Source organism: Bradyrhizobium sp. CCBAU 25338, from assembly GCF_028128965.1.
Lineage (GTDB): Bacteria > Pseudomonadota > Alphaproteobacteria > Rhizobiales > Xanthobacteraceae > Bradyrhizobium > Bradyrhizobium liaoningense.
On the sequence record NZ_LFKY01000002.1, the window covers coordinates 797,199 to 815,608 of the forward strand.

Here is an 18,410-nt window from a genome sequence, read left to right on the forward strand (position 1 = left end):
ATGGAGGCCAGCATGTTTTCCCGCCGAGGATTCCTGGGGACCGCCGCGCTTGCCAGCGCGTCGGCCGTCAGCGGCCGCGTCCAGGCCGCTTCGATTCCGGAAGCACCCACCATGGACAAGGTGGTGATGCAGCCGCCGCTGCATCCGACCAGCGGCCCGGACTATCGCCCGGTGGTCACGCTGAACGGCTGGTCGCTGCCGTTCCGCATGAACGGCGACTGGAAGGAATTCCATCTCGTCGCCGAACCCGTGGTGCGCGAATTCGCCGAAGGCATGAAGGTGAATTTGTGGGGCTACAACGGGCAATCGCCGGGCCCGACCATCGAAGCCGTCGAGGGCGACAAGCTCCGCATCTTCGTCACCAACAGGCTGCCCGAATACACCACCGTGCACTGGCACGGCATGATCATTCCGAGCGGCATGGACGGCGTCGGCGGATTGAACCAGCCGCACATCCAGCCGGGAAAGACCTTCGTCTACGAGTTCGAGATGAAGAAGAGCGGGACCTTCATGTACCACCCGCATTCCGACGAGATGGTGCAGATGGCAATGGGCATGATGGGCATGGTCGTCGTGCATCCGCGCGACCAAGGCTTCCGGCCCGTCGACCGCGACTTCGTCTTCGTGATGAGCACCTATCGCGTCGACCCCGGCACATATCTGCCGCATGTCAACGAGATGACCGACTTCAACATGTGGACCTGGAATGCGCGGGTATTTCCCGGCATCGATCCGCTGCCGGTCAGGCTCGGCGACAAGGTGCGCGTGCGCATCGGCAATCTCAGCATGACCAACCATCCGATCCATCTGCATGGCCACAGCTTTGCAGTCACCTGCACCGACGGCGGCTGGATACCGGAGAGCGCACAGATCCCGGAGACGACCACCGACGTGCCAGTCGGCGCTGTCAGGGTGTTCGACGTGCTCGCCGACAATCCCGGCGACTGGGCGTTCCACTGCCACAAGTCGCACCACACCATGAACGCGATGGGACACGCTGTGCGCAACCTCATCGGCGTGTCGCGCAAGGACCTCGCCAGGGCCGTCGGCAAGCTTGCGCCTGACGGCATGGCCATGGGCTCGACCGGCATGGCGATGGGCAACATGGAGATGCCCGCCCCCGACAACACGCTCCCGATGATGACCGGCACCGGCCAGTTCGGGCCGATCGAGATGGGCGGCATGTTCACCGTGATGAAGATCCGCGAGGACCTCGCGCACGACGATTACCGCGATCCCGGCCCGTACAAATTCCCGCAAGGCACCGTCGCCTACGAGGTCACGGCGCCGGCCGCAGAGCCTGCCCGGCAAAAACCAGGCAGCCCGCCGATGAAGAACATGAAGATGTGAGCGTTTCGATGAACGACCAACCGGAGACCACGATGAAGACCACTATCAGCCTCGGCCTCGCGCTGGCTGCGCTTTCGACCGCGCCGGCCTTTGCCCACGACAAGCACGGGCACGGAAACTTTTCCGCCGGCGAACCCGGCGATCCGAAAAAGCCCGCCCGCACGATCGAGATTCTGATGAACGAGATGGACTACGCGCCCGCCCGGATCGAGGTCAAGCGCGGCGAGCAGATCCGCTTCGTGCTGCGCAACGTCGGCAAGGAGGACCACGAATTCCTGCTCGCCACACCGAAGGAAAATCTCGCGCACGCGGTGGAGATGAAGAAGCACCCGCACATGGAGCACGACGATCCCAACGGCGTCCGGCTGGCGCCGAACAAGACGGCCGAGATCCTCTGGAAATTCAGCAAGACCGGCACGTTCGAATATTCGTGCCTCATTCCCGACCATCGCGACTACGGCATGGTCGGCCACGTCACCGTGAAGTGAGCAATGGAGACTCCCATGAACCGCATCATCCGTATCACCGCTGCGCTCGCGCTGGCTGCCGGCCTTGCGACCGCGACCCTCGCAGCCGAGGGCGCCGCGATCAGCGGCGAGGTGAAGAAGATCGACGAAGGCGCCGGCAAGATCACGCTCAAGCACGGACCGGCGAAGAGCCTCGGCATGGAGGAGCCCATGACCATGGTCTATCGCGTCAAGGACGCAGCGATGCTCAAGCAGGTGAAGGTCGGCGACAAGGTGACCTTCGAGGCCGAGGAGGCGGCGTCGGGGTATACCGTCACCAAGATCCAGAAGGCGAAGTAGGCTCTGTCATTCCGGGGCGCGCCCCTTGGCGCGAGCCCGGAATCCATTTCCCCACACCACCCGCGGCCCGATGGATTCCGGGTTCGCCCTTCGGGCGCCCCGGAATGACAGCCTGGGGGACCGAAACACCCCGCCCGCCCCCTTCCCTCCCTCCGTTAACCCTTTGCTAACCATACACCCGGCAAGAATTGCCGGGTGAAGTCGAGTGTCGTCAGCCGCGTAGAACGGGAGCTCCCGTGGACGCCAGTGCGGTGCCTCACTTTCGGAACGGCGGCCCATCGGCCGCCGCGCAGACGTTTGGGGCGCGCGGACGGCAGTCGCGCGGGGAGGCAGCTACCATGGTCGACGTCACGGCGGGACAGGGCGTAGGCAGCGCGAAGCCCGGCATCCCCTCCCTCAACGAGATCGTCAACATCCTCAAGCGCGGCGACATCGCGCTGGCGCTCGGCGTCCTCACCATCCTGGTGGTGCTGATCCTCCCCCTGCCCGCGGTCGTGCTGGACCTGTTCCTGGCGATCTCGATCACGCTCTCGATCCTGATCCTGATGACGTCCCTGTTCATCCAGGCGCCGCTCGAATTCTCCGCCTTCCCGACCGTCCTGCTGATCTCGACCATGCTGCGCCTGTCGCTCAACATGGCCTCGACCCGCCTGATCCTGTCGCACGGGCACGAGGGCACGGCCGCCGCCGGTCACGTCATCGAGGCCTTCGGCAGCTTCGTGATGGGCGGGAATTTCGTCATCGGCATCATCGTTTTCGCCATCCTGATCATCGTCAACTTCGTCGTCATCACCAAGGGTTCGGGCCGCATCGCCGAAGTCGCCGCGCGCTTCCACCTCGATGCCATGCCCGGCAAGCAGATGGCGATCGACGCCGACCTCTCTGCCGGGCTGATCGACGAGAAGGTCGCCAAGGAACGGCGCAAGGAGCTGGAGGACGAGAGCGGCTTCTTCGGCGCCATGGACGGTGCCTCCAAATTCGTCCGCGGTGACGCCATCGCCGGCCTCCTGGTCGTCTTCATCAACGTCGTCGGCGGCATGATCATCGGCGTGGCGCAGCAGGGCATGTCCTTTGCTGACGCCGGCCGCACCTACACGCTGCTGACCGTGGGTGACGGCCTCGTCACCCAGGTGCCGGCGTTGATTGTCTCCACCGCGGCCGGCCTGCTCGTCTCCAAGGCCGGCGTGTCCGGCGCCGCCGACAAGGCGCTGATGAAGCAATTCTCCGGCTATCCGCAGGCGCTGGCGATGTCCTCGGCAGTGATGCTGGTGCTGGCGGCCCTGCCGGGCATTCCGACCCTCCCGTTCCTGGCGCTCGGCGCCGGCGCCGGCGCGCTGGCCTGGAACGCCCGCAACCGCAACCGGGTCACCGCCAAGGCCGAGGAAGCCGCCAAGGCCGCGCCCGCGGCAGGTCAGCCCGGTGCCCCCGGGGCCGCTGCGACCGAAGAGCCGATCTCGGCCGCGCTCAAGATCGACGACCTCAAGATCGAGCTCGGCTATGCGCTGCTGCCGCTGGTCAACGGTCCCGACGGCACCGATCGCCTCACCGAGCAGATCAAGGCGCTGCGCCGTTCGCTCGCGATCGAGATGGGTTTCGTGATGCCGGCAGTGCGCATCCTCGACAACGTCCAGCTCGAGGCCAACACCTACATCATCAAGATCAAGGAGGTCGACGCCGGCACCGGCAAGATCTGGCCCAACCAGTTCATGGTCATGGATCCCGGCGGCGGCCAGGTGCAGGTGCCCGGCATCCACACCACCGAGCCGACCTTCGGCCTGCCCGCGACCTGGGTCGACGCCAGCCTCAAGGAGGAAGCCTCTCTCAAGGGCTACACGGTGGTCGACGCCGCGACCGTGCTCTCGACCCACCTCACTGAGTTGCTCAAGGCCAACATGTCGGACCTGCTCTCCTATGGCGAGGTGCAGAAGCTTCTCAAGGAGCTGCCGAAGGAGCAGAGCGAGCTGGTCAAGGACATCGTTCCCGGACAGGTCACGGTCTCCGGCATCCAGCGCGTGCTGCAACTGCTGCTCGCCGAACGCATCTCGATCCGCGACCTCTCGACCATCCTCGAAGGCATCGCCGATTCGCTCGCCTTCTCGCGCAACCCCACCACCATGGTCGAGCACGTCCGCGCGCGTCTGGCGCGGCAGATCTGCGCTCAGAACACCTCCTACAACGGGTATCTGCCGCTGATCGCGCTGTCGGCACGGTGGGAGCAGGCCTTTGCCGAATCCATCATCGGCCAGGGCGAGGAGCGCAGCCTCGCGATGCAGCCCTCGAAACTGTCGGAGTTCATGACCGCCGTGCGCGAGGCGTTCGAGCGCGCCGCCCGCGAGGGCGAAGCACCGGTGCTGGTCACCTCTGCGGCAATTCGTCCGTTCGTCCGGTCCCTGGTGGAGCGGTTCCGAGCCCAGACGACCGTGCTGTCGCAGGCAGAAATCCACCCCAGGGCGAGGCTGAAAACGGTCGGAAGCATCTGATTTGCCTTAAGAAGCCGTGTGTTTTTCAGCCACAGGCAAATGGTTTTTGAGTTCCTGGCGCCTTGTCAACCAAATGCGGCAAAGGCGCTCAACCATCGCGCCATACCATTGAATTAATTATATAATCGCGCGATCCGGGATCCTTGCTGATCGCGATCTTTCACGTCCTGTCACGCTCTTGTGACCGCCCCTTGGGAACGAATCCCCCCAATACTAGGTTGTTGGGCATCGGAAGCATGAACCTGCCCGAACGGGCTGGCGACTACTTCGGGTAGATGGCGGCAGGAGGCTTCCATGAACCACTCGATCTACAGCGCTGATCGCTCGACCCACTTGAAAGTCGTGGTCGTGGCCCTCGTCGCGGGGATCGCGGTGGCAGGCCTCGGCATTACGGCGCGCTCGGGTTCGGATGAAGGTTTGACCCAGACCGCCCGCGTCATCAAGGCCGGCAAGCCGGTCGTTGTCACCAGTTCGGACGCATCCCTTGTTCGATAAGGAGATCTAGAGTTTCAGGAATTCACGCGGCCCTTTACCAGCCCCCCAAAGTCGCCACGTGGATATGTAGACGACCCCAACCCCAAGTCGACTACAGAAAGCGCCCGCCCCCCACGGGCGCTTTCTCACGTCTGGGCATGCGTACACGCACTTGAAGCTCGGACATTCCTCGACCAATACGGCTGTCATTCCCCGCGAAGGCGGGGAATCCAGTGCGCCGCGCCCCTTCCGCATCCCTCCCTGTCTCTGGAATACTGGATCGTCCGCCGTCGCGGACGATGACGCCGATCATTTGGCGCGAGCAATCACCACACGGTCATTGAAGCGAGCTTGCATCACCGCCCCCCATAAGTCGGCGGCGGTGCCTGCACCGTCGGCGCTGCGGCAGCGAACAGCTCGTCCTTACTCCCGGTCAGCGGCGGATAGATCCGCTTGCGGTTGATGGTCTGCTTGGTCGCCTTTGCGGCCGCGCCGGTGGCACGGACCTCGCGATCCCACCCCTCCGTATAGAGCGCACCCCAGCCGCCGAGATCGAGCACGGTGACGTACCAGTCGATCCGCAGCGGCAGCATGGGCAGGCCGACGAGATCGGCCACCACGTTGTGGCCGGCGAAGCGGCCCATGGGGCGGGCGAACTGACAGGACATCACGGTCGGATGCAACCCGTCGATCACGCTCGAGGCAACGTCGCCCGCCGCGAACACGCCGCCGACATCCGCAACCCGCATCAAGGGATCGACCAGAAGGCGCCCGAGACGATCGCGTGCGCCGGGAAAGTTCGCGGCCAAGGGGCTTGCACGCATGCCCGCACACCAGATCACCGTCTGCGCCGGAATGAACTCGCCCGAGTTCAGGCGCATGCCAGCAGCCTCGATCGACACGACACGCACACCGAGCCGCGTCTCGATGTCGAGCGAAGCCAGGGCCGTCTCGACGACCGGACGCGCGGGCGCGCCGATCGTGGCGCCGACCGCTGGATTGGGATCGACCAGGACGATGTGGCGGCTGCCGGTGATGCCCGCACGCGCCAACCGGTCAGGCATCTCGGCTGCGACCTCGATGCCGGTGAACCCGGCGCCGACCACCACCACCGTTGAACGTCCCGGAGACGGCGCGCTGCGTCCAAGCGAAACCAGATGTTCTTCGAGGCGGAGCGCCGCGGCATAGGTGTCGACGTCGAAGGCGTGCGCGGCAAGGCCGGGAATGTCGGGGCGCATCACCTCGCTGCCGAGCGCCAGCACGAGGCGATCATAGCCCAGCGTCTCCTCGCCGCTGCTGGTGACGAGCGAGATTTCGCGCCGTACCGGATCGATGGCCTCGACCTCGCCGAGGCCGTGGCTGACACCGATCGGATCGAGCAGTTGCGGCAGCGGCAGCGCGACCTCGCCGAGATCGGCCTCGTAGTTGCGCACGCGGATATTGTGATAGGGATTGCGGTCGACGAGACGGATCTCGATGTCGCGGTCGCTCGCGCCGATCTCGTCGCGCTTGCGCGCAGCGCCGATGGCCGCCCACAGGCCTGCAAATCCGGCACCGAGCACGACAATACGCGCCATGTCCGCCTGCGCACCTTCCAGAGGATCCTGCGGTCTCCCCGCCTGGACAGACTAGCTCAACGGCCGGCGTCGACCAAATGCGGCAGCGCCGGCCCCGCCGCACGAAATCGCGATTTACGCCTCGCGCAGTTCCGACGGCGTCGCCCCGAAGCGCTTGCGAAAGGCGCGATTGAAATAGGACAGATCGGAGAAGCCGGACGAATGCGCGATGTCGCTGATCTTGCGCGCCCTGGCGCGGGGATCACCGAGCAGCTTGCGCGCCTGGAGCAGGCGCTGCTCCAGCACGAATTCGGTGAAGGTCGTGCCGGCCTGCTCGAACAGGCGCTGTGCCTGGCGCGGGCTCAGCCCTGAGCGCGTCGCGACCTCGGCGAGACAGAGATCGTTGCGGCCGAGTGCGGCCATCACGTCGGCGCGCATCAGATCGAGGCGAGCCGCCGCCTGCCCGCGTCCGCGTGCCCGGCTTGCATGTTCCGCATCGGTGCCGAGCAGGAGACCGACGAGATCGACCATATGCTGCGCCGTCAGGCGCTGGCCTACCGCATCGAGATGCGGCGCGTGGTTGGCGGCGAGCGCATGGTAGCGGAAGATGGTCTCGGCAACCGCGCCGTCGCAGAGCACCTGCGAGAGCTTGTCCTCGGCGCGCGGATTGATGTCGAGCAGCGCACGGCGCGGCATGCGAATGGTGGTGAAGCGGTCTTCGTCGGTGTGGCCGACGGTGCCCGTGTTGCTCATGTCGACGAGCACCATCTGGGCAGGCGTGAGCTCCATGGTATGCCCATTCTGTCCGACGCGGACGAGCCCCGCATGCGCCGCGATCAGGACGAGGTCGTCGCTGCCGTCGGCGAGGTGGCTCTGCGTACGGGAATATTGCGCGGAGGCGCCTTCCGGAATGGCGAGCACGATGTTGTCGATGACACTGACCTGGAGCCGGCAATCGATGCTGTCGCCATGGCTCGGCCCGATGTCGAGGCCGCAGCGACCGAAGGCCCGCCCGCGCCAGTCCTCGAACGCCGGGCCGTGCGGCAGCCCCGCATATTGGTGAAGGAAGATGCCCGGCGTTCTCGCTGCATCCATCTGATTCTCTCGCCCTCTCCGGCATCGCCGACTTCAAATTCCGGGGATTTGACGCCGCGGCTTGCGGGGAGGTTCAAAATCGGGGGCGGATTTGGCCGGGCTTGTCGAAATGCGACGACCGGATGGACCGCGGCGACAAGGCGCGCGCTTCTGGTTCGTAGCCCGCATGAGCGTAGCGACATGCGGGAACGGACGTCCCGGATATCGCTTCGCTCATCCAGGCTACGGCACCTATTTTTGGGCGGGCGCCTGCGGCTGCGTGGGCGGCACGGTCTCGATCAGCTTGCCGGAAAACACCGGCGCCGATGTGGGCTGGCCGTTCGGCGAGCCACCGGCCTGTTCGACGGTGACGGCGAAGGTGGCGCTGTTGACGACCTCGGCATCGTAGGAGGCGAGCAGCGGACGCGCGGTGAAATCACCGGCGCCGATCACGCCGAGCGAGCGCGGCCGCGGCAGCTTGTCCGAGATCAGCCAGAGTTCGAAGCTCTTGCCGGGCTCCGGCGTCGCGCCGACTTTCCGCACCGTGAAATTCCGCGTCGCGCCGTCGATGGTGAGGATGAAGGCGGGGCCGCCGCCCTGGCCCTGCAGCAGCGCGACATATTGCGCCGAGGCGGCGAGCGGCGCGGCCCGGGCCTTCACCTCCACCGTCTGGATGCGGGGCGCAGGACGCAAGACGCCCGGCAGCGCATCAGGCAGGAATATCTGAAGCGACAGCGCCACGAGCAGCGCGGCCGCGAGCGCGCCGACGGCGGATGCAATGTTGCGCCAGCGCTTCACGCGCCTCTCGAGGCGGATCACGTCACCATCGACGACCGGCGCCAGCTGTGCGCGCAAAACACTGATATCCGGAGCATGGACCTGCGGAATGAATTGCGGCGCGATGTCCGGGATGGCATCGGGTTCGGGGCGCGACGATCCGGGCTGCTCCGCGGCGGGATGCGATGTCTGCGGGGGCCCGTTCTCCGCGGAAGATTCCGACGTCGCAGCTTCCTCCGCGGGCAGGTCCGGCATGGGCGCAGGCGGCGGCGAAGCTTCGGCAGGTGCAGGCGGCTCCTGCGCAAGCGCGGTGCGCGCGATTTCGGACTTGATGTTCTCCCACACGACCGGACGCGGCTCGACCGAGCCGACCATCTGGTTGAGCGCGCCAAGTCGATAGGACCATGACTGCACGATATCGGCGAACGCCTCGTCCTCCGCCATCATGGCCTCGACCTGCGCACGCTCATCGGCGTCGAGCGTACCGAGCGCGTATTCCGCGGCGAGCGCGATATGATCCTCCGTGTAGGCCATCAATTGCGGTCCAGAACCATCCTCATCATCAGGCCATCACAGCCCGAGGCACTCCCGAATATCCAGCATGCTGCGCCGGAGCCACGTCTTCACCGTGTTGACCGGCGCGGCGAATTTCTCCGCCAATTGCTCGCGGCTCCAGCCGTTGTAGTAGGCGAGAAGCACGAGCCTCTGACGGTCCGGCTCGAGCCGGCCGATACATTCCAGGAGCCGCTTCAGCTCCTCGGTCATCTCGCGGCGCGCCAGCGGATCGGGACTCTCGGCCGCGACCTCCATCGCCTGAGGCTCTTCCTCGATGGAGACTTCCGACTTCTTGCGCACGATGTCGATTGCACGGTTGCGCGCGATCGAGGCCATCCACGTGATCGGCGACGACAAGGCCGAGTTGAACTGGCCGGCGTTGTTCCAGATCTTGACGTAGGTCTCCTGGATGACCTCCTCTGCGAGATCCTGTCGGCGCAAGATACGGAGCACGACGCCATAGAGTTTCGCGCGCGTGGCGGCGTAGAGGCGCTCGAACGCGGCCTGATCGCCCTTCGCCACCGCCTCGATCAACTCGACCAGCTCCGCTGGCGTCAACATTCAGCCCCCCCAAGGCGCGGCGCCGTCTTCGCCATCACCTCGCCCCGACGGGACGAGGTCGATTTGCACAGCAAACCGGGTGAGGGGGCTCGGGGCTAACGGGAGATCGGACCCCCTCACTCCGCTCCGCGCCGACCTCTCCCAAAGGAGAGGTGGACGCCGCCGTCGCTGGCACAGCATTCATCGCGGTCACCATAGCGCGGGGCAAAGCCGACCACCAAGGGGCGCGGTGCCCCGCTGTGGACAGCACATACGAAAACCCGGACCTTGCGGGTCCGGGTTTGGCAAATTCCAACGTGGTCTGGCTGCCGGCCGGCTCAGGCTACCGCGCCGATACGGGCCCGCATCAGGCCGATGCTGTCGAGGTCGGCCTGCTCACGGGCGTTTTCCTCGGCGCGTTCGCGGGCCTGGTCGCGCTCGTCGAGGAGCTCGACCTTCTTCAACTCTTCGAAAGCCTCGGCCAGTGCGGCCTTGGCTTCGTCGAGCTGGCCCTTCAGCTCATCGGCTGAACGGGTCAGGTTCTCGCGGCGCTGGATCGCGGCCTTGGCATAGGTCGGATAGGCGAAGTGCGAGGGATCGTTGATCCCGGCACGCTCCTGCTCGGTCTGGATCTCGCGTTCGAGATCGACCGACATCCGCTGGAAATCGGCGATCATGGTCTCGATCTGGGTGACCCGGCGGCGCTTCTCGTCGACCTGAAACTTTTTCAGGCGGATAAGCGTATCTCGTGACTTCATCGACTCGTACTCCCCAGAAGTCCCCCCGCTGCACGTGGGACGGCACCGGTCGCCCCACAGGCCCGATTGAGGCCAAGACCGGCTCTGCTACTCTGTGGGGACGGATGATGACCTGACAAAGTTAGCGTTCCGTTTCCAAATTGCCGAGGATCTGCGCCAATTGGCGGTAGCCGTCCGCCAGGGATGCATTCTCGTCCTTGCGCTGGCGCAGGAAGGCCTCCAGCGGCTCGTGCAGCCGGATCGCCTCGTCGACCTCGGGGCTGGAGCCGGCCCGGTAGGCGCCGAGCCGGATCAATTCCTCCATGTCGGCGTAGGTCGCCATCACCTGGCGTGCCCGCTGGATGACGGGCCAGAACTGCGGATCCGCCGATTTCGGCATGGTGCGCGAGACGGATTTGAGGATGTTGATCGCGGGGTAACGGCCGCGCTCGGCGATCGAGCGCTGCATCACGATGTGGCCGTCGAGGATGCCGCGGACTGCATCCGCGATCGGCTCATTATGGTCGTCGCCGTCGACCAGCACCGTGAAGATCGCGGTGATGGCGCCCTCCCCGAGGCCCGGCCCGGCCCGCTCCAGGAGCTTCGGCAACTCGGTGAAGACGGTCGGCGTATAGCCCTTGGCGGTCGGCGGCTCGCCGGCGGACAGGCCGATCTCGCGCTGGGCCATGGCAAAGCGCGTCACCGAGTCCATCAGGCAGAGCACGTCCTTGTCCTCGTCGCGAAAATATTCGGCGATCGCGAGCGTCAGATAGGCCGCCTGGCGGCGCATCAGCGCGGGCTCGTCGGAGGTGGCGACCACCACGACCGAACGCGCGAGGCCCTCCTCGCCGAGATCGTCCTGCAGGAATTCCTGGACCTCGCGCCCGCGTTCGCCGATCAGCCCGATGACGCTGACGGCGGCATCGACGTTGCGCGCGAGCATCGAGAGCAGCACCGACTTGCCGACGCCGGACCCCGCGAAGATGCCCATGCGCTGGCCGCGGCAGCAGGTGAGGAAGGTGTTCATCGCGCGCACGCCGAGATCCAGCGGCGCGCCGACGCGCTTGCGCGAATGCGCCGGCGGCGGCGTATTGCGGAACGGCATCGGCGAAGAGCCTTGCGGCAGCGGCCCCTTGCCGTCGATCGGCTCGCCCAGCGCGTTGACGACGCGGCCGAGCCAGGCTGCGGACGGCCGCACCTGATTGGCCGCATTGGCAATGACCGCCTTGCAGCCGCGGCGCACGCCGTCGAGGCCGGCGAACGGCATCACGACAGCATTGTTGCCGGAGAAGCCGATCACTTCGCAGGGAATGGTGCGGTTGGCGCCGGTCTCGATCACGAGCCGTGCGCCGACCGACATTGCGTGAATCGGACCGGCCACCTCGACCATCAGGCCGCGGACGCCGACCACGCGGCCATAAATATTCACGCCGTCGATGTCGCCGATCTGTTCGGCAAGAGCCTTCATCGGGAGCGCGCCTTCATGTCAGGGCCTTCATGAGGTGGTCGCCTTCTTCACGGTGAAAGCCTTAAGTTTCGCCACATTTCTGAACGGCGCTTAACCTCGTGTTTACCCGCATCATTAATCATTGCGTCACTGTCTTTGTGACTGAGCGTGACTCCCCTTCAGAAGAAGGCTGAGTCGCGGGAGTCGGTTAGGCCCGTCTCTTAAAGTGGAGATTGAACGGAATCGGGTAACGAAAGCTGCTTCATACGCAAGACCTTAGGGCGATTCGGCAAAAATTGCACCGTGGGGACTTGCGTTCCAGAATCAGAGTTTGTTAACCATCTGTCGTCAGGATCCGAATCAGTTGTTCAAAGGCGTTTTGTTGAGTGCCGCGAATGCGGCCGACCTGACGCCCAGGAGCGGCGACTATGGGGAACTGGCATGCGCGTTTTGCTGATTGAAGATGACAGCGCCGTCGCGCAGTCGATCGAGCTGATGCTGAAGTCGGAGAGCTTCAACGTCTACACGACCGATTTGGGGGAAGAAGGCGTCGATCTCGGTAAACTATACGATTACGACATTATTCTCCTCGACCTCAATCTGCCCGACATGTCCGGCTACGACGTGCTCAAGCAGCTCCGGGTCTCCAAAATCAAGACACCGATTCTGATCCTCTCCGGCCTCGCCGGCATCGAGGACAAGGTCAAGGGTCTCGGCGTCGGCGCCGACGACTACATGACCAAGCCCTTCCACAAGGACGAGCTGGTGGCCCGCATCCACGCTATCGTGCGCCGCTCCAAGGGCCATGCCCAGTCGGTCATCCAGACCGGCGACCTCGTCGTCAACCTCGACACCAAGACGGTGGAAGTCGGCGGCCAGCGCGTGCATCTGACCGGCAAGGAATATCAGATGCTGGAGCTCCTCTCGCTCCGCAAGGGCACGACCCTCACCAAGGAAATGTTCCTCAACCATCTCTATGGCGGCATGGACGAGCCGGAGCTGAAGATCATCGACGTCTTCATCTGCAAGCTCCGCAAGAAGCTCGCCAACGCCTCCGAAGGCCGCAACTTCATCGAGACCGTATGGGGCCGCGGCTACGTGCTGCGCGAGCCGCACGAGCACGAAGAGCGCATTCCCGCCTGATCTCCTGGGTTACGTCGCGAGCCTCCGGGCTCGCTCCTCCCAGCCTGGACCCCGCCGCGAATGGCGGGGTTTTTGTTTCTGGGGACGTCTTCTCCCTTTCCCGCTTGCGGAAGAGGTGCAGCAACCGCTGCTGATACGACTTCATCCCTCACTAACGTTTGAACCACTACCCTTCTCCTGCCGACGAATGGTCGCTGCACGATGGGGGAACGATGATCCTGCAATCACTCGCCGGCCTGCCCGCCTTCCTGGTCTATTTCTGCACCGGGCTGATCGCGATCGTGGCCTATCTGTTCGTCTACACCCGCATCACGGCCCATAACGAATTCCAGCTCATCCGCGACAACGAACCGGCCGCGGCGATCGCGCTCGGGCTCAGCCTGCTCGGCTTCGTGGCGCCGCTGGTGAGCGCCATCGCGCATTCGGCCAACGTGCTGGACTGCCTGATCTGGGCGACGATCGCGCTGGTCGTGCAGGTCATCGTGTTCTTCCTCGTCAAGGTCCCGGTCCCCAACCTGTCCGAACGGATCTCCGCCGGCGAGCTTGCCCCGGCGATCTGGCTCGGCCTGTCCTCGCTCGCCGCGGGGCTGCTCAACGCCGCCAGCATGATCTACTGACATGGCCGACAGACCTGCCAAAAAGGAGTTCGGCAAGCGCCGGCCGGTGGCCGAGACAGCGCCGCGGCCGCCGGTGAAGCGCTCGGGCCATGTCGCCCTCCTCGTGATGGGCACGATCGCGGTGGGCACCACCGCCTACACGCTGATGCCGCGGCAGACTTGCGAGCCCTCTCCCGGCGCCGTACCGGGCCAGACGACGACGACCTGCAGCAGCAGCGGCAGCAGTTCGTCAGGCGGCAGCAGCTCGCGCTGGTCGTCGCGATCGAGTTTCTTCAGCAGCGATTCCTCGAGCCACTCCTCGTCGGGAACGTCGTCCGACTCGGGCTCCCATAGCGTGAGCCGCGGCGGCTTCGGCTCTTTCGGCCATGGCTTTTCCGGCGGCGGCTGATCCATGCAGCGCATCGCCTGTCCCGAGCGTGACGACTGGCGAGAGACCGCAACGCAATGCGGTTTCGTCTTCCACACCATCGACGGCGAACGCTATTGGGACGAAAGCGCCTATTACGGCTTCAGGCTCGACGAGATCGAGCGCGGCATCGAGACGCCGACCGGCGAGATCGACGCGATGTGCCTGGAGCTCGCCGGTCGCGTCATCGGCGACGAGCGCTACCTGCGGCGCCTGAAGATACCGGAAGCGTTCTGGAGCCTGATCGCCGAGAGCTGGGAGCGCGACGACCGCAGCCTTTACGGCCGGCTCGACCTGAAGTTCGACGGCAAGTCGCCGGCAAAGTTGCTCGAATACAATGCGGATACGCCGACCTCGATCTTCGAGGCCGCGGTGTTTCAATGGACCTGGCTTGAACAGGCGATCGAGCGGCGCATCATCCCATCGCGCGCCGATCAGTTCAACTCCATCCATGAGCGGCTGATCGCGGCGTGGAAGGAGATCGCGGCCGGCCACCACGTCCATCTCGCCGGCATCACGGGCAACGAGGAAGACGCCGGCACGCTCGCTTATCTCGAAGACACCGCGCGTCAGGCCGGGCTCTCGACCAGGCTGCTCGACATCGAAGAGGTCGGCTGGCGCGACGAAGGCGGCGGCTTCGTGGATCTCGACGATGGCGACATCGCGTTGGCCTTCAAGCTCTATCCCTGGGAGTGGATGTTCCAGGACGCGTTCGGTGCAAAGCTCAAGGACGCAACCACGCGCTGGATCGAGCCGCCGTGGAAGGCGGTGCTCTCCAACAAGGGCATCCTGCCGCTGCTCTGGGAGATGTTTCCGAACCATCCCAATCTGCTGCCGGCCTTCTTCGAGGACGATCCGCGCGCCGCGGAGCTCGGAACGTCCTATGTCCGCAAGCCGCTGCTGTCGCGCGAAGGCGCCAACGTCACGCTGGTGTCCGGCGGAATGCCGCTCGACGAGCAGGCGGGTCCCTACGGCGCCGAAGGTTTCGTGCGCCAGGCATTGTCACCGCTTCCGAATTTTTCGGGCTTCTATCCGGTGGTGGGAAGCTGGCTGGTGAACCACGAACCCTGCGGCCTTTCGATCCGCGAGGACGAGAGCCCGATCACCGGCAACCGCTCGCGGTTTCTGCCGCATGCGATCTTGTGAGGGCTCGTCATTCCGGGGCGCGACAAAGTCGCGAGCCCGGAATCCATAACCACAGGCAGATCGAACGGCCCCACGTCTAACCGCCTGCCTATTTCGATGGCTTGTGGTTATGGATTCCGGACTCCGCGCTTACGCGCGGCCCCGGAATGACGAGGAGAGATTCACCGTGCGGCGGCGATCTTCAACGACGGCGGCATCAATCCGCCCATCGCCCGGCCGGACCACACCGGGTTGAGCTGATAGAGACCGCGACGGTCGGTCATGGGGCGGAATGCGTCAGTGATGCCGACGACGGACTCGGCAGCGCCAAGCAGCAGCGTGGCGTCGGGCTCCATCGCCTTCGCCATGCGCTCGAAGATCACCGCCTTGGTGTCCTGATCGAAATAGATCAGCACGTTGCGGCAGAAGATCACGTCGAACGTGCCGAGATGGGAGAAGTCCTGCAACAGGTTGAGCTGGCGGAACTGCACCATGGCGCGAATGTCGGCATTGAGCTGCCAGAGTTCGCCGACTTGCGTGAAGTACTTCATCAGGTGCTGGATCGGCAGGCCGCGCTGCACCTCGAACTGGCTGTAGACGCCGGCCTTGGATTTCTCCAGCACCTCCTGCGACAGGTCGGTGGCGATAATCTCGATGCGCCAGCCGGCGAAAACCGCGCCCATCTCCTTCACGCACATCGCGATCGAATAGGGCTCCTGCCCGGTCGATGAGGCCGCCGACCAGATGCGCAAGCTCTTGCGCGCCGCGCGCGCCTGGATCAGGCCCGGCAGGATGGTGTCGCGCAGATGGTCGAACGGAATCTTGTCGCGGTAGAAGAAAGTCTCGTTGGTGGTCATCGCTTCGACCACGTCGGTCGCAAGCCGGCCGTCGCCATTCCTGATCTTCAGCACGAGATCGGGGATGCCGGGAAGGCTTGCCTTGCGGGCGAGCGGCAGCAGCCGGCTCTCGACCAGGTACTGCTTGTCGGCCGAGAGATCGAGGCCGGAGCGCTCCTTCAGGAACTTGCGTAGGTAGTCGTAATCCGTCGGCGTCACGAGCGGTCTCCCGCGAACAGGCGATTGACCTTGGTGCCGATCTGATTGAGCGGCAGGATCGCCGCGCAGATGCCGGCATTGGCCGCCGCCCCCGGCATGCCCCAGACCACGCTGGAGGCTTCGTCCTGTGCGATGATGCTGCCGCCGGCGGCGACGATGTCCTTGCCGCCGCGCATGCCGTCCGAGCCCATGCCCGTCAGGATCACGGAGAGGATATTGCCATGCCAGACGTCGATGGCCGAGGTGAAGAGCGGATCGACCGCGGGTTTGCAGAAATTGACGGCCGGCCCGTCATCGAGCGAGATCGCGACATCCGCGCCGCTGCGCACGACGCGCATATGCTTGCCGCCGGGCGCAAGGTAAATCCGTCCGGCCTTCACCGGCTCGCCGTCGACTGCCTCGCTCGCCGGCCGACGGCTCGAACGCGCCAGATGCTCGGCAAGGATGGTGGTGAAGGTCGGCGGCATGTGCTGGGTGATCAGCACCGGGAAGCGGTCGATCACCGGGCCGAGTTCGGCGACGAGCGACATCAGCGCCTGAGGACCGCCGGTCGAGGAGCCGATCAGCAGCACCTTCGGCGCCTGGGTCGAGAATGGACGCGTCGACAGCGATCCTGACGACGGGGCATGCGCGGCCGGAGCGGGCGTCGGTGCGGCAGGCCGCGCAACAGGACCGCGCGCGGCCGGAGCCGGGCTTGCGGGCGCCAGCGGCGGGCTCGCAACCGCAGCCTTGCGACGCAGCCGCGCGCCGAGATGGCGGATCTTCTGGATCAGGTCGTGATGAAAGATGTCCGCGGCGGACGCCTCGCGCGTCGATTCCGGCTTCGGGATGTAGTCGGCCGCGCCGAGCGACAGCGCCTTGAAGCTGATCTCCGCGTTGCGGCGGGTCAGCGTCGAGGCCATGATGATGACGAGATCGCGCTTCTTCGCCAGCAGCTGCGGCAGCGCGGAGAGGCCGTCGAGCTCGGGCATTTCGATGTCGAGCACGGCAACGTCAGGGTTGATGCGTTCGATCTGGTTGACCGCCTCGAGCCCGGTGCGCAGCGAGGCCGCGACCTCCATGTCGTGCTCGGCGCCGATCCAGCGCGAGATCAGACCGCGGATGACGACGGAGTCATCGACGATCATCACTCGCAGCGGCCCCGCTTCGCGCGACGGCGTCGTGGTCGAATTACCTGCGAACGCAACACTCATTACTCACCAACTCAGACTGAAACGGTATGGTTGAAAGCAGGCGCCGAAGGATCCGTTCAGCCTCCGGGCGATCGCTCAGATAAGGCCGACTTCCTGGAATTTCGCCGTCACGATGTCCTTGTCGAACGGCTTCATGATGTACTCGTTGGCGCCGGCATGCAGCGCGCGCGCGATATGCGCGACGTCGTTCTCGGTGGTGCAGAACACGACCTTGGGCTGGTCGCCGCCGGGCATGCGCCTGAGATGGCCGAGGAACTCATAGCCGTCCATGACGGGCATGTTCCAGTCGAGCAGCACCGCATCGGGCAGGCCGCGCTTGCAGGCCTCCAGCGCCTTCTCACCGTCCTCGGCTTCGAGGATCTGGAAGTCGAGGCCCTCCAGGATCCGGCGCGCAACCTTGCGGATGACGCTGGAATCATCAACGACGAGACAAGTGCGCATGTGAACCTCTGCTTCCTCCCCTTTGCGGGGGCACTTCCAATTGCAAGTCCGTCGGCGACGATGCCGCCGTATCAGGCCGCCATCATTTCGGGTGCGAGCTCGAGGACGCGATCGACGTCGAGGACGACCATGAGCTGGCCGTCGAGGCGGTGGACGCCGCCGGCGAGCTTGGCCATGCGGGGGTCGAGGTTGACGGGGTTCTCCTCCTTGCCGTCCTCGGGCAGGCGCAGCACCTCGCCGATCTGGTCGATCAGCAGGCCATAGGATTCGCCGCGCAGGTCGACGCCGACCGCCATCGGCACCTTGCCGTCCTCGGCCTTGGGCAGGCCGAGACGGGCGCGCATGTCGACCACGGTGACGATGCGGCCGCGCAGGTTCAGAACCCCTGCGATCTCGCGCGAGGACAGGGGAACGCGGGTGACGCGCTCGGGCATGAACACGTCCTGGACGCGGGAGATCGGCAGGCCGAACAGCTGGCCGCCGATCATCGCGGTGACGTATTCGACCATGGCGCCTTCGCTTACTTGCGTCTTGCTGGTCATCGCTTGTCTCCTGATCCTGTCTTAGGCCGCGGCCCGGCTCAGCTCGGAAGCGCCGGCGGCGCCCGCGGTCTGCTCCTTCAGCGCCGCGATCA

At 65.3% G+C, this 18,410-nt stretch carries 19 protein-coding genes; 9 read left to right on the forward strand and 10 right to left on the reverse strand.

The window, feature by feature from the left end; all coding sequences use genetic code 11:
* Positions 1–12 precede the first annotated feature (12 nt).
* The 5 genes from ACM42_RS05125 to ACM42_RS05145 all read left to right on the forward strand — a co-directional run bounded on the left by ACM42_RS05125 (position 13) and on the right by ACM42_RS05145 (position 5,131).
* On the forward strand, positions 13–1,350 hold the full coding sequence (locus ACM42_RS05125; RefSeq protein ID WP_271526895.1) for a copper oxidase: 1,338 nt from the start codon (positions 13–15) through the stop codon (positions 1,348–1,350).
* A 32-nt stretch (positions 1,351–1,382) separates the two neighbouring features.
* A complete protein-coding gene (locus ACM42_RS05130) occupies positions 1,383–1,838 on the forward strand; it encodes a cupredoxin domain-containing protein (protein WP_271526970.1) in 456 nt (151 codons plus the stop codon).
* Between the two features lie 15 nt (positions 1,839–1,853).
* Positions 1,854–2,156: a copper-binding protein gene (locus tag ACM42_RS05135; RefSeq protein WP_271526896.1), complete on the forward strand. Its 303-nt coding sequence runs from the start codon at positions 1,854–1,856 to the stop codon at positions 2,154–2,156.
* Positions 2,157–2,494: 338 nt separating this feature from the next.
* On the forward strand, positions 2,495–4,636 hold the full coding sequence (flhA, locus tag ACM42_RS05140) for a flagellar biosynthesis protein FlhA (protein ID WP_271526897.1): 2,142 nt from the start codon (positions 2,495–2,497) through the stop codon (positions 4,634–4,636).
* Positions 4,637–4,930: 294 nt separating this feature from the next.
* Entirely contained in the window at positions 4,931–5,131 is a 201-nt protein-coding gene (locus ACM42_RS05145; RefSeq protein WP_271526898.1) for a hypothetical protein, read from the forward strand.
* Between the two features lie 335 nt (positions 5,132–5,466).
* Here ACM42_RS05145 and ACM42_RS05150 read toward each other — a convergent pair whose 3' ends face one another.
* From ACM42_RS05150 to fliI, 6 genes are all read right to left on the reverse strand, one after another.
* Positions 5,467–6,687 carry an NAD(P)/FAD-dependent oxidoreductase gene (locus tag ACM42_RS05150; RefSeq protein ID WP_271526899.1) on the reverse strand — a complete coding sequence of 407 codons (1,221 nt, stop codon included), beginning with the start codon at positions 6,685–6,687 and terminating at the stop codon, positions 5,467–5,469.
* A 114-nt stretch (positions 6,688–6,801) separates the two neighbouring features.
* The gene (locus ACM42_RS05155; protein ID WP_271526900.1) at positions 6,802–7,761 is read right to left on the reverse strand and encodes a helix-turn-helix transcriptional regulator; all 960 of its coding nucleotides are present in this window, start codon (positions 7,759–7,761) and stop codon (positions 6,802–6,804) included.
* Positions 7,762–7,992: 231 nt separating this feature from the next.
* Positions 7,993–9,051, reverse strand: a complete 1,059-nt coding sequence (locus ACM42_RS05160) for an anti-sigma factor (protein ID WP_271526901.1) — start codon at positions 9,049–9,051, stop codon at positions 7,993–7,995.
* 36 nt (positions 9,052–9,087) lie between these two features.
* Positions 9,088–9,633, reverse strand: coding sequence for a sigma-70 family RNA polymerase sigma factor (locus ACM42_RS05165; protein WP_271526902.1), 546 nt, complete (start codon positions 9,631–9,633; stop codon positions 9,088–9,090).
* A 317-nt stretch (positions 9,634–9,950) separates the two neighbouring features.
* On the reverse strand, positions 9,951–10,370 hold the full coding sequence (gene fliJ / locus ACM42_RS05170; protein WP_011084990.1) for a flagellar export protein FliJ: 420 nt from the start codon (positions 10,368–10,370) through the stop codon (positions 9,951–9,953).
* Positions 10,371–10,491: 121 nt separating this feature from the next.
* Complete coding sequence (fliI, locus tag ACM42_RS05175) at positions 10,492–11,817, reverse strand: flagellar protein export ATPase FliI (protein WP_239621572.1); 1,326 nt, start codon at positions 11,815–11,817, stop codon at positions 10,492–10,494.
* 420 nt (positions 11,818–12,237) lie between these two features.
* On the opposite strand from fliI, the gene ctrA reads away from it, so the two are divergent.
* From ctrA to ACM42_RS05195, 4 genes are all read left to right on the forward strand, one after another.
* Positions 12,238–12,939 (forward strand): response regulator transcription factor CtrA, encoded by a 702-nt coding sequence (ctrA, locus tag ACM42_RS05180; protein WP_008138878.1) that lies wholly within the window; start codon positions 12,238–12,240, stop codon positions 12,937–12,939.
* Positions 12,940–13,151: 212 nt separating this feature from the next.
* A complete protein-coding gene (locus ACM42_RS05185) occupies positions 13,152–13,556 on the forward strand; it encodes a DUF350 domain-containing protein (RefSeq protein WP_271526903.1) in 405 nt (134 codons plus the stop codon).
* A gap of 1 nt (position 13,557) precedes the next feature.
* Entirely contained in the window at positions 13,558–13,944 is a 387-nt protein-coding gene (locus tag ACM42_RS05190) for a hypothetical protein (RefSeq protein ID WP_271526904.1), read from the forward strand.
* A 3-nt stretch (positions 13,945–13,947) separates the two neighbouring features.
* Positions 13,948–15,108: a glutathionylspermidine synthase family protein gene (locus tag ACM42_RS05195; protein WP_271526905.1), complete on the forward strand. Its 1,161-nt coding sequence runs from the start codon at positions 13,948–13,950 to the stop codon at positions 15,106–15,108.
* Positions 15,109–15,269: 161 nt separating this feature from the next.
* On the opposite strand, the gene ACM42_RS05200 is transcribed toward ACM42_RS05195, so the two are convergent.
* From ACM42_RS05200 to ACM42_RS05215, 4 genes are all read right to left on the reverse strand, one after another.
* A complete protein-coding gene (locus ACM42_RS05200) occupies positions 15,270–16,142 on the reverse strand; it encodes a CheR family methyltransferase (protein ID WP_271526906.1) in 873 nt (290 codons plus the stop codon).
* Entirely contained in the window at positions 16,139–17,335 is a 1,197-nt protein-coding gene (locus tag ACM42_RS05205) for a protein-glutamate methylesterase/protein-glutamine glutaminase (protein ID WP_271526908.1), read from the reverse strand. Before ACM42_RS05205 ends, ACM42_RS05200 begins: the two co-directional genes overlap by 4 nt.
* A gap of 75 nt (positions 17,336–17,410) precedes the next feature.
* Positions 17,411–17,776, reverse strand: coding sequence for a response regulator (locus tag ACM42_RS05210; protein WP_007600538.1), 366 nt, complete (start codon positions 17,774–17,776; stop codon positions 17,411–17,413).
* 71 nt (positions 17,777–17,847) lie between these two features.
* Positions 17,848–18,318: a chemotaxis protein CheW gene (locus ACM42_RS05215; RefSeq protein WP_271526910.1), complete on the reverse strand. Its 471-nt coding sequence runs from the start codon at positions 18,316–18,318 to the stop codon at positions 17,848–17,850.
* Positions 18,319–18,410: the final 92 nt, after the last annotated feature.